The following is a 12360-nucleotide window of genomic DNA, read 5'->3' as shown; positions in this document are numbered from 1 at the left end:
TCATCGTCTCTTTTGCTTTTTTCTAACTTAAAACAGTATACTTCATTTCTTATTCTTTTTCAATGCCAAGATAGGGAAGGATATTTTCGAAGATTTTTCCGATTACAGGAGCCGCTATAGTCCCTCCGTAATACACTCCCTGTGGATTATAGATAATACACATCCCGAGAATCTGCGGATCATCTGCCGGCGCAAATCCCACAAAAGAGGAAATGTATTTATTCGCACTACGTGGCAGTGTCTGGGAAGTCGCTGTCTTTCCTCCAATACGATAACCTTCTACAGCAGCATTCTTACCACCACCTTCTGACACAACACTTTCCAGAAGTGCACGCATTGTTGCTGATGTTTCTTCTGATAAAATCCGTTTCCCTTTTTTATCCGAAAATGTCTCCGCCACCGTTCCGTCCTGATCCAATACCCGTTTCCCGAAATGTGGTGTCACACGGTTGCCTCCATTAATAATAGAACTGAATGTTGTCGCCATCTGGATAGGTGTCACCTGAAAGGACTGTCCAAAAGACATGGTTGCAAGCTCCACCTGCCCGATATTCTTCCGCTGATGCATAATGTAGATGCTTCGCCCGGCAGATCCACGCCTGTATTTCCAAGCAGACCAAACTGATCATAATAATCACAGAACCGATCCACGCCAAGCCGCAGACCAATATTAATAAATACCGGGTTGCAGGAATTCTGGATCCCCTGCACAAAAGTCTCTGATCCATGTCCGCCCATTTTATGACAACGGATTCTACGGTCTTCCACCACATAATATCCCGGACAATGAAACTGATCCTGCGTAGTGACCACGCCTTCCTCCAGACAGGCAGCCGCCGTCACCACCTTGAATACAGATCCGGGTTCATATGTGTCATTGATACTGCGATTCCTCCACATCTGATTGAGCGCATCCTGTTTTTCTTCTTCCGTAAGTCCCACTGTCCCTTGCGGTAAAGTAAACGGATCATCCAGATCAAATTCCGGCACATTTACCATTGCATACAGTTCCCCATTCGAAGGATTCATCAGGATGATCGATACGCCATCTGCCTGTTTTTCTTCCATGACCTTCTCAGCCATCTGCTGCGCATACATCTGAATATTGTAGTCCATACTGAGCTGCAATGTTTTCCCCGGCACCGGTTCTAATCGGTCCTCTGCGATCTTATCTAGCTCCACACCCCTGGCATCCGTCACGGTCAGGATCTTGCCATCCGTTCCCGCCAGCCAGTCCTCGTACTTCACTTCCAGACCAATGATTCCCTGATTATCTCCTCCGGTAAATCCAAGCACTGTAGACGCCAGTTCATGATACGGATAATACCGTTTAAAATCTTCATCCACTTTTACTCCTGCAAGTTCCAGATCCCGGATCTTATCTCCTATTTCTTTCTCCACATTTGTCTGAATCCTTTCAATAGATGACACCTTCTCTACCCTTTTCCGAACTGCTTCTTCATCCATATCGAGAAGTTCTGAGAGAGAACGGATCACCCGCTCCGGATCTTTAATCTGACTGTGAATGACCGAAATCGTACAAACTGTTTTATTCGTAGCAAGTACCGTTCCATTGCAATCAATGATCTCCCCTCTTGCCGCTTTGATATCACGCTCCCGTTCATGCAGTGCCTCTGCCTTTTTCTGATAATACTCCGCTTCAAAGATCATCAGATACACCATTCTCCCTATCAGAAAGATTACAATTCCAAGAGCCGCAAGGAATACGACACATATCTTTTTTCTGTTATATGTTCTGTTCTTCAATCAAGAAACCCCACAATACGATTCCATACAGTTTACGGTTCGTCTTGTGGGGTTATGCTTATTTATTCTTTTTTGTGTTTAATAGGTATAGAAATTACCATATTTATCGTAATACCCATCATTACCATAGTAGTATCCATCTGATGCAAGTTCGTATCCTTCATACGGACTGTCTGAACTTCCCGATGTACCATTTGTGTATGCAGTTCCTGTAGAAGTACTGTCTGTAGTTGTACTTTCCACAGCAGTGTCTGTTGATGTACTGTCAGCTGTTGATGCATCATCAGTTGTCGGCTCATATCCTTCCACCGTTGTAATTCCGAGATATGGGAAAATCTCTTTCATGATATCAGCTGCCATCTGTACCGCATAAGAACTCTGTGCCTGGTCATAATCATTGACCTCATCGATAACCACATACACAACCACTTCCGGATTCTCCTGTGGTGCATAACCGATAAAAGATACCAAATACTTACCATTATCACGAGGAAGCTTCTCGGCTGTACCTGTTTTACCTCCTACTTCGTAGCCTTCCAGATTAGCCTTCTTACCACTACCATTTTCAACTACACCACGCATGTAGTCCTTGACCATGGTACTGGTTTCCTGGGAAACAGTCCGTTTTACAAGCACCGGATTCTTCGTCTCGATCACATTGCCATTCTCGTTCTGGATCTGTTTTATCACATGTGGCTCATAATAATCGCCGCCATTGATCAGAGAACAGAAACCAGATACCAACTGTGTCATAGTTACGTTAAAGTTCTGTCCAAATGAGTTGGTTGCCAGGCTGGCATCATCCATATTTTCCGGCGTATACAACAGACCTTCTGTAGAGGCATCTCCCGGAAGATCAATACCTGTCAACTCACCAAATCCAAATACATGCTGATACTTGCTAAGGTTGTCTTTACCAATCAATGCTCCGATCTGCATCAATGCCACGTTACAGGAATTCTGCACAGCCTCTTTGATGGTCTGTGTGCCATGTCCTTCCCGATTGATACAGTGAATATCGTGATCTCCCACATGCAGCATACCGCCGCAATAGAAGGTCTCATCTCCTTTCAATGCTCCGGTCTCCAATGCTGTTGCTACCGTAAACGGTTTAATAGTTGATCCAGGCTCATACGTATCGCTGATACAGAAATTTTTCCACAGAGAATTCAATGCTTCCAGTTTATCATCATCTGACATTGCCTTTAATTGCTCTTCCGTATAATAACCGGAAAGATCTCTTGGATTATTCAGATCATAATTCGGATAACTCGCTTCTGCAATGATCTCTCCATTCTGTGGATTCATTACGATTACCGCCGTGTTTTTACTACCTTCGCCATCATAGGCATAATTCTTATGTTCTTCATTGAATGCAAGAATATGTTTTTCTACGATACTCTGTACCTGAAGATCAATCGTAGACACTACGGTATCTCCATTGGTCGGCTCTTTCACCGTTCTCTCTACCGTCGAATCTGAATCCAGATATCCGTATCTGCGTCCGTCACTTCCATTTAACGTAGAGTTATAATATCCCTCGATACCATTATTTCCCACATTACCATCAGAAGTAAAACCAATCACATCACTTGCCAGTGTATTATATGGATATTTTCTCACATAATCTTCTTCCAGCCATACGCCCTTAATATTAGAGTTATTCTCCGTATCCGCTGTCAGCTTCTCAAACTTCTGGGCAGTTGCATATTCCACCCCTTTTTTCAGAATCTGATATCTGCTGTCCGGATTATCCTCGATCACTTTCTGAATATCACTTTCTTTCAGATCGAAACAATCCACCAGAGCAGCAATCGTCGGCGACTCATAGGCGTCATCACTCTTTAATGCTTTCACATCCAGGATCACATTATACACTCGTTCACTCGTTGCAAGCTTTGTCCCATTACGGTCTGTGATATCTCCTCTCTTATAAGGGATCGTCTGACTATCATACTGCTGCTGCTCCAGCACCACTCTGGTGTATTCATCGCCGGATCTGGCATTGATATAAGTTACCCTTCCCACAAGAACAACAAAAGCCAGTATAATAACTCCATAGAGCAATACCAGCTTCTTTTGCATAAATTTGGGAAATTTCTTTATCAAATAGGATTTTACTTTTCTGATCATATTTCCACCTTATTCATTCGTTTTTGCAGAACTGGCAACAACTCCTTCATCCGGAATCTGCTCATACTGCTTGATATAATCTCCATCGGGATTATCGTATTCTACCACTTGGTTCTCATTGGCATATACCATTCCCAGATCATTCATGGCTTTCTCACGAACCTCTTCCAGATTCACGGAATCCATCACTGCATTGTACTTTGTCGTATTCGCTTCATTCAGATTCGCAAGTTCCTCCTGAAGTGCTGTAATATTCTTGGAGCGGTTTGTAAGCTCTGCACGTAACTGTACATACTGCACACAGACTACCAGCATTAAAATTGCTGCAACCGAAAGAAACACCACGTAAGCTTTGTTGATCCCCATGGCTTTCTTGCGATTCTGCTTCACCTGATGACTTACATGCTGATGTCTCGCCGGCTCTGCAGTTCTGCGCTGCGGTTCGTAGGCTGGCTTCGGAACAGCATTGCCATATACATACATTCCTGCTGAACCAGATACCCGCTGATTCTGAACTCGTCTTCTTGCAGATGTTCTTGCTGCCATACCCCTCTCCCCTTTCTACTAATTAATCATTTAACTCCGTTCAAAGATCCTGAGCTTGGCGCTCTTGGATCTGCTGTTAACCTCCATCTCTTCCTCGCTTGGAAGAATTGGCTTTCTGGTAATTACTCGTCCTTTTGAGACTTTACCACATACGCATACCGGAAAATCACTCGGACAGGTACATGGATTTTCATTTTTCTTAAATGCACTCTTCACGATCCGGTCTTCCAAAGAATGGAAGGTAATGATACATAACCTTCCTCCCGGATTCAACATATCGATCATGTCATCCAGAGAATCCCTGAGTACATCCAATTCTCTGTTCAGCTCAATACGGATTGCCTGAAACGTCCGCTTGGCCGGATGACCTGTTTCTTTTGAAATTTCATTGGGATTGCATGGCGGATTACCTCTGTCAGTTCTCCAGTCGTTTCGATAGGTCTCTTCGCGCGTTCCCGGACGATATGTCTGGCAATATTCTTTGCAAACTTGTCCTCCCCGTAATCGCGGATCACGCGATAGAGATCCATCTCACTGTAGTCATTGACGATGTCTCTGGCTGTCATCTCTGACCTTTGATCCATCCGCATATCCAGAGGTGCATCTTCGCGATAGGAGAATCCCCGATCTGCCGTATCTAACTGATAAGATGATACGCCCAGATCCAGCATGATCCCATCGACCTTGTCAATTCCCAATTCATGAAGCCTGGACTTCATATCACAGTAGTTGCTTCGGACTATTGTGACTTTCTCCCCGAAGTCCTTTAATCGGATGCTCGCAGCTTCAATCGCCGCCTCATCCTGGTCTATTCCTATAATACTCCCCTTCGCACCCAATCTGGTGCACACTTCATAGCTGTGTCCTCCACCGCCCAGTGTGCCATCCACATAGATGCCATCCGGTTTAACGTTCAATCCGTCAACCGTTTCCTGCAATAATACTGATACATGTTTGAATTCCATATCTTTCTCCCCTAGATACTGAATCCGCTTGCTTCCATCTCAGATGCGATATCCTCAATATCAGCTTCCACTTCAGCATTCTTCGCATCCCATCTGGCCTTGTCCCATATCTCGGCACGCTTCCCCATACCGATAAATACGACCTCTTTGCCGAGCATCGCATAATCTCTTAAGACCGCAGGGATCAGTGTTCTTCCTTGTTTGTCAAGTTCGCCGTCAGTTGCAGACCCCTGAAAAAAGTATGCAAACTTGCGGGCATTTTTATCCGTGGTGGTTGGTAAGGCGTTAAGTTTTTCTTCAAAGGCGTTCCATTCAGCTTCCGGGTAGACGTACAGGCAGTTTTCCATTCCTTTTGTGATGACGAAATGCTCCCCTAATCCGTCACGCAGCTTAGCTGGAATGATCAATCGACCCTTTGGATCGATGTTATGACTGTATTCTCCTTTCAACGTCATTGGAACTCACCCTCTTTCATTCGGCCGCTCCCCAGCAGCCTTCCTGAAACGTACAAAGGATTCTCTTCCACTTTCGAACCACTTTATACCACTTTTCACCACTTTCTACCACTTGAAACCATTGTAACCCATATTTTAGGTCATTTCAACCCCCATTTTTGAAAAATCGCTATTTGCAACTCGCTTACCCACACAAAAAATCCCTGCAAATCAGATTATTTCATCTGATTCACAGGGAATCCTCCACTTTGTTACACTTTTATGAAATTGTTGGGCTTATCTGCCACTTATTATTCACCATCTGTTGTAACCAGACTCTGCTGATAATTCGTGATCGCACTGTAATCAATCTCTGCTGTCTGCTGTGGCTTATTAGAATCGTACACATTATATACAGAATATCCGAGCCATCCTACCAGCACAAGGCTGACAACCCCGACTGCGATACGACGAAATGCACGCTTCGCTTTGTCCTTCTGCATATTCTTCTTACGATTCATTTTATCCTTTTTATACTGATCAACCTTTGCCTGACTCATATCCATATACTCCTTATACTTCTGATCTGGCTGCTGTCACACGCTTCTCATCTGACAACTGCTTCCTATAGTATATCATAGAATTATCGACAGAACAATGTTAAATAACTGCTATCACACCGCCATCTGATGCATACAGGCTGCTGATTCCGGCTGTATCCAAAATAATCACATCCTTCGGCTGCAGGCGGGCCAACAGCAGCTTCTTCAACTCTTCAGCTCTCGCCGAGCAGTTACAATGGCTGATCGCAAGGATCTTATCCTCTGCATGCTCCTCATGAGCAGCAATCTCATCTGCCATCTTCACCAGGGCTTTCTTCATACCTCGTGCCTGTCCCAACTGACAGATTGTTCCCTCTGGCGTAGCGCCCATAACAGGCTTGATACTGAGTGCTGTAGCTACCATCGCTTTCAATCCGGTCAGGCGACCGTTCTTACGAAGCGCCTCAAGCGATTCCAATAAAAAGTACGTATGTTGATCCTCAATATACGTCTCTACCGTGTCAATAACCTCTCCAAATGTCATTCCTTTATCTTCACACTCTGCGATCTTCATTGCGATCAAAGTCTCTCCGATAGATGCTGACTTGGAATTAAATACATGGATCTTCTTCTCGCCATACTCTTCCTTGTATAACTCCACTCCCAACACTGCACTATTGTATGATCCACTCAATTCTGCCGACAACGTCACTGCATACACATGATCTGCATCACAGTGGTACTTCTCCATATAAGTATCCGGAGACGGACAGGAAGACTTCGGGCAATTGGGACTGGCCGCCACTTTCTCCAAAAATTCTTTCTGATTAAATGTCTCATCATCTATCACATGATAATCGTCCACATCAATCGACAAAGATGCTGTTGCGAAATATCCGGAAGCCTTCATCTCCGGGGATAATTCTCCACAACTATCAACGATAATCTTATAACTCATTTCATTTCCTCCCGCAAGCGTCGATGTTCGTCATTCGCTTCTATTATATGTAGTATCAAAAACCACTTAATATATAATAGCACATTATACAGGGATTGAAAAGAGTGTTTTTGCACTATTCTTCCACACGTATCTGTCTCGATATACTGAGCGCAATTCCCATTTCTGCCATCAGGAACAAAATCGACGTACCTCCGTAGCTGATAAACGGAAGTGTAACACCCGTATTTGGTATTGTGTTGGTCACAACCGCTATATTCAAAATCACCTGGATCGCAATATGGGCGAAAATGCCACTGGCAACCAATGCTCCGTACATATCCGGTGCATTCTGTGCAATAAACATCAACCGGTACAATAACAGTCCAAAAAGCACCAATATAATAATCACACCACACACTCCTAATTCTTCACAGATAACCGAAAGGATCATATCGTTCTGTACCTCTGGAATGATCATCTTCTGTGCGCTGTTACCAAGTCCTTTCCCGAAAAATCCGCCAGAACCGATCGCATACAATCCCTGCAGTGTCTGATAACCGGAGCCTGACGCATACTGTTCCGGCTGTAGCCATACCAGCACACGACGCAAACGGAAGCTTCCACTGGAACCGGCATCCTGAATCATACGGTTCAACACTGCTACAGCAATTATCGCTGCTGTAAGTCCACCACCCGCAAGCACCATAAACGGCTTTGTCTTCGGATGGACTACAAACAAAAGACACACCGTAATCCCTGCTACGATTATCGCAGAACTCAAATTACTGGTCAGAAAATACACACCCGCGGCTGCTCCAAAGCCCCAGATGATCACTTTTACAATTCCGTCTTTTTTATGCGCCCGGTTTCCAAGCTGGCACAAAATAATCGGGATTAAAAGAATCACTGCCAGCTTCACAATCTCTGCCGGCTGAAGCTGCTGGTCCATCGGCAGACGAATCCAACGCTTCGCACCATTTACCTCTTTTCCAAGAGGTGTCAGTCTCACAAGAAATAACAGGGCAATCGAAAACCAGTAAAGCTTTTCTGCATATTTCGCATAAATGTGATAATCAATCTGCGAAATCCAATACATTGCGAAAAATCCCATGCCACAGAAAAGTACCTGCCTTTTCAAAAAATACATACTGTCATTATATTTTACCAGAGCACTATATGAACTGCTGCTGTACAGCATGATCAGTCCAAAGCACACCAGAAACACCAAAACTGCCAACATACTGTAATCAAAATACCTCACCGCAGGTCTTCTCTTTTTTGCAGGTGCAGGTCTGGCAGACGTCCGTTTCTTTCTTCTCCTGGCTTCGGACATATGTCTGATTTCTCCCATAAATATCTACACTCTCCTATCCATACGTGTCCTGCAAGCGCAGACTCACGCTATACTAACTCCATATTATAACGATATCAAACCCCAAATACAACCGTTTCATTCACGTTTTAATTGTTATCAAGCAATATTTTAGGGGAAATCAGTATGCCGATCCCCCCCTATTTTAATATAAAAGATGTTGGGGGCAAAAGCCCCCAACTATGATGCCTACGGATTGTTTAGTCACAGCATTTTCCAGAGCGTCTGTTATCGAATTCCGGATTGAATGCGTAGAAATTCTTGCTGTCAAGACGATCCTGTACGATCCGCAGACTTTCACCGAATCTCTGGTAATGCACAATTTCACGTTCCCGAAGGAACCGGATCGGATCAGCAACTTCCGGATCCTTTACCAAACGGAGGATATTGTCATAGGTCGTGCGAGCTTTCTGTTCTGGGGCGACTTCGTAAGAACAACATTACACAATATAATATGAAGATAAAACAAGCTATCCTACATAGTTCCAGTGTTTTCAATATTTAGGCGTTCAGAAATGAGCGTCTTTTTTCATACCCAAAATCGAAAGGAGAAAGAGAAATATGAATAAGCTAGTAAAGCGATTGCTGACAGGAACGCTTGCTTTTGCAACGATTCTCACGGCATTACCAGTGACGGCGGTTCATGCTTCCGGCAATCAATACTGGACAGAATCAGCAGAACGTGTCGGCTACATTGAACACGTTATGAATGATGGTTCTATCAAATCTACATTCAATGAGGGACACATGAAAGTTGAGGGCGAAACTGCCTACTGTGTGGACATCAATACCAGTTTCAAGAATGGATATAAAACACGTTCTGACGCAAGCACCCGCATGAGTAGCGATCAGATTGCGGACGTTGCTCTTTCTTTAGAGTACGTCAAGCAATATACCGCTTCTCATACGAACTTGAATTATAAACAAGGTTATCTGTTGGAACAGTGTGTTGTCTGGCAGAGATTGAGTGAACAGCTCGGCTGGCAATGCGATAACGTCAGAGCTTCCTATAATGAAATCCCACAGGCGGTACAGAATGAAGTGTACGCTGGTGCGAAAGTATTTGTGAAAGCCAATAAAGGACGCTATGAATGTGGCGGTTACATCTACACTGGCGAAGGACAGGACATCGGACAGTTCTGGGCGAAGTTAAATGTGGGAAATGCAAAGGTCAAAAAGACTTCTTCCAATCCCACGGTCACAGATGGCAATGCCAACTATTCCTTTGAGGATGCGACATTTGGCGTCTATTCTGATAAGGGCTGTAACAGCCAGCTTGCCACACTTACTGCCGATGGAAACGGCGATACCAAAGAAGTTGAGGTAAAAGCCGGAACAGTTTACATCAAAGAACTTTCTGCTCCAAAGGGTTACAAGCTGGATTCTACTGTCCATGCCTTAAATGTGGAAGTTGGAAAAACAGCGACATTAACTGTTGCTGACACTCCAAAGGTCACAGAGACTTTGATTGATTTATTCAAAATTGACATGGAAACAGGAAAATCCACTCCACAGGGAAATGCTTCTTTAGAGGGTGCAGAGTTCACATGGAGCTATTATGACGGTTACTACAATGCAGACAATCTTCCTGCAAAGGCTACCCGTACATGGACAACCAAAACCGTTGCCGAAAAAGACAGTGACGGAACTATCCATTATGTATCCAGACTTGCCGACAGCTACAAAGTATCCGGCGACAGCTTCTATACACAGGACGGTAAAAATGTACTGCCACTTGGTACACTCACTGTCACAGAAACAAAAGCTCCTAACGGCTACTTATTAGATGGTGCATATATGCAGGCTGACGGAAGTTCTGAACAGATTAAGGGGACGTACCTTACACAGATTTCCGAAGATGGCGAACTTGCCGTACTTTCTGGAAGCAACCAGTATTCCGTATCTGACAAGGTTATCCGTGGCGGTGTAAAAATCCAGAAACGTGACCTTGAAACAAAGGATACCAAAGCACAGGGAAGTGCGACCTTACAGTACACAGAATTTAATATCCTTTCCTTAAATGACAGTCCTGTACTGGTAGAGGGAAAATTATACAACAAGAATGAAACTGTCAAGAAGATTCAGACAGGCATTGATGGAATTGCTTCTACTTCTGCTGACTTGCTTCCTTACGGAAATTACAGATTAGAAGAAAGTAAAGCACCAGAGGGCTACTTAACAGACGGTGCAAAAGCAATCAACTTTTCTATCACGGAAGATAGAAAAATCGTGGACTTGACTGACAAATCTCACTCTGTCTACAACCAGATTAAGCGTGGCGATATTGAGGGTGTAAAAATCGGTGCAGGTACACACAAACGCCTTGCAGGTGTTCCATTCAGAATCACAAGCAAGACAACGGGAGAATCCCATATTGTAGTTACTGACAAAAACGGTCAGTTCTCCACTGCTTCAAGCTGGGCTTCCCACAAGGTCAATACCAATGCCGGAAAATCCAGTGAGGACGGTGTATGGTTTGGTACATCTGAACCAGACGACAGCAAAGGTGCATTACTTTATGATACCTATGTGATTGAGGAATTAAAGTGTGATTCCAACGCCGGATTTAAGCTGATTCCAGCTTTTGAGGTAGTCGTATCCAGAAATAAAGTGACCGTAGATTTAGGGACACTGACCGATGAATACGAAAAAGAAATCACAATCCATACCACAGCTACCGACAAGAAAACAGGCGAAAAAATGATTGTTGCCGGAAAAGCCATCAAGATCGTGGACAAAGTCACACTTGATGGCTTGGAAGTTGGAACAAAATATAAACTTTCCGGCTGGCAGATGTTAAAAGAAGAAAACGCCGAACTTCTGATTGACGGGAAACATGTAGACAGTGATTACACATTCACTGCTGACAGCGAAAAAATGACGGTTGAGATTACCTACAGTTTTGATGGTTCAGCTCTTGGCGGTCAGAACCTTGTTACATTTGAGGAATTGTACGATATGAGCAATCCGAAAGAGCCTGTCAAGGTTGCCGAACATAAAGACATCAACGATGATGGACAGACGGTTCTTATCACGGAACGTATCATCACAATCCATACTACTGCTACGGACAAGAACGGCAAGAAAGAAATCGAAGCCGAAAAAGATGTAACGATTGTGGATAAAGTCACATTAGATGGTCTGGAAATTGGAACAAAATACAAACTTTCCGGCTGGCAGATGTTAAAAGAGGAAAATGCAGAACTTCTGATTGATGGAAAGAAAGTATCCAATGATTATGAGTTCACAGCCGACAGTGAAAAAATGACGGTAGAGATTGCCTTTACCTTTGATGGTTCTTCTCTTGGTGGCAAGAGCCTTGTTACATTTGAGGAATTATACGATATGAGCAATCCAGACGAACCAAAGAAAGTGACGGAACATAAGGACATCACAGACGATGGACAGACTGTGACAATCAAGGAAGTGCCGGAAGTCCCAGATACACCAAAGGATACCGACACGCCGGATACACCATCTACGGTTACTAAGACAAGTGACAGTCCAAAAACAGGCGACAATACCAATATCTATGCTTATCTTGCCATGCTCGGTCTTTCCTGCGTAGGGCTTGGCGGTATGCTTTACTTCAAACGCCGTAGAAAGAAATCATAAGGCGGTAATGTAGCGGTTGGTAGAGCGTTCAAGGTCGCCACCCTTT

At 44.0% G+C, this 12360-nt stretch carries 7 protein-coding genes and 3 pseudogenes; 1 reads left to right on the top strand and 9 read right to left on the bottom strand.

What is annotated here, in order from left to right:
• Positions 1-49: 49 nt before the first annotated feature.
• From DXA18_RS07070 to DXA18_RS07030, 9 genes and pseudogenes are all read right to left on the bottom strand, one after another.
• A pseudogene (locus DXA18_RS07070) lies at positions 50-1767 on the bottom strand (peptidoglycan D,D-transpeptidase FtsI family protein).
• Positions 1768-1845: 78 nt separating this feature from the next.
• The gene (locus DXA18_RS07065) at positions 1846-3900 is read right to left on the bottom strand and encodes a peptidoglycan D,D-transpeptidase FtsI family protein (RefSeq protein ID WP_118383301.1); all 2055 of its coding nucleotides are present in this window, start codon (positions 3898-3900) and stop codon (positions 1846-1848) included.
• Positions 3901-3909: 9 nt separating this feature from the next.
• Positions 3910-4446 carry a hypothetical protein gene (locus DXA18_RS07060; RefSeq protein WP_118383300.1) on the bottom strand — a complete coding sequence of 179 codons (537 nt, stop codon included), beginning with the start codon at positions 4444-4446 and terminating at the stop codon, positions 3910-3912.
• Between the two features lie 30 nt (positions 4447-4476).
• Positions 4477-5411, bottom strand: a pseudogene (gene rsmH / locus DXA18_RS07055) (16S rRNA (cytosine(1402)-N(4))-methyltransferase RsmH).
• Between the two features lie 11 nt (positions 5412-5422).
• Positions 5423-5866 (bottom strand): division/cell wall cluster transcriptional repressor MraZ, encoded by a 444-nt coding sequence (mraZ, locus tag DXA18_RS07050; protein ID WP_118383299.1) that lies wholly within the window; start codon positions 5864-5866, stop codon positions 5423-5425.
• Positions 5867-6156: 290 nt separating this feature from the next.
• Positions 6157-6405: a hypothetical protein gene (locus DXA18_RS07045; RefSeq protein ID WP_118383298.1), complete on the bottom strand. Its 249-nt coding sequence runs from the start codon at positions 6403-6405 to the stop codon at positions 6157-6159.
• A gap of 100 nt (positions 6406-6505) precedes the next feature.
• Positions 6506-7345, bottom strand: coding sequence for a DegV family protein (locus tag DXA18_RS07040; RefSeq protein WP_118383297.1), 840 nt, complete (start codon positions 7343-7345; stop codon positions 6506-6508).
• A gap of 115 nt (positions 7346-7460) precedes the next feature.
• Positions 7461-8678 carry a putative peptidoglycan glycosyltransferase FtsW gene (locus tag DXA18_RS07035; RefSeq protein WP_330424449.1) on the bottom strand — a complete coding sequence of 406 codons (1218 nt, stop codon included), beginning with the start codon at positions 8676-8678 and terminating at the stop codon, positions 7461-7463.
• A gap of 221 nt (positions 8679-8899) precedes the next feature.
• Positions 8900-9127, bottom strand: a pseudogene (locus DXA18_RS07030) (manganese catalase family protein); the annotation flags it as partial.
• Between the two features lie 133 nt (positions 9128-9260).
• On the opposite strand from DXA18_RS07030, the gene DXA18_RS07025 reads away from it, so the two are divergent.
• Positions 9261-12314 (top strand): VaFE repeat-containing surface-anchored protein, encoded by a 3054-nt coding sequence (locus tag DXA18_RS07025; RefSeq protein ID WP_118383296.1) that lies wholly within the window; start codon positions 9261-9263, stop codon positions 12312-12314.
• The last annotated feature ends 46 nt before the right edge of the window (positions 12315-12360 follow it).

Source organism: Dorea sp. AM58-8 (assembly GCF_003464045.1).
Classification (GTDB): Bacteria; Bacillota; Clostridia; order Lachnospirales; family Lachnospiraceae; genus Claveliimonas; species Claveliimonas ammoniilytica.
This window is presented reverse-complemented; position numbering and strand designations above follow the sequence as displayed.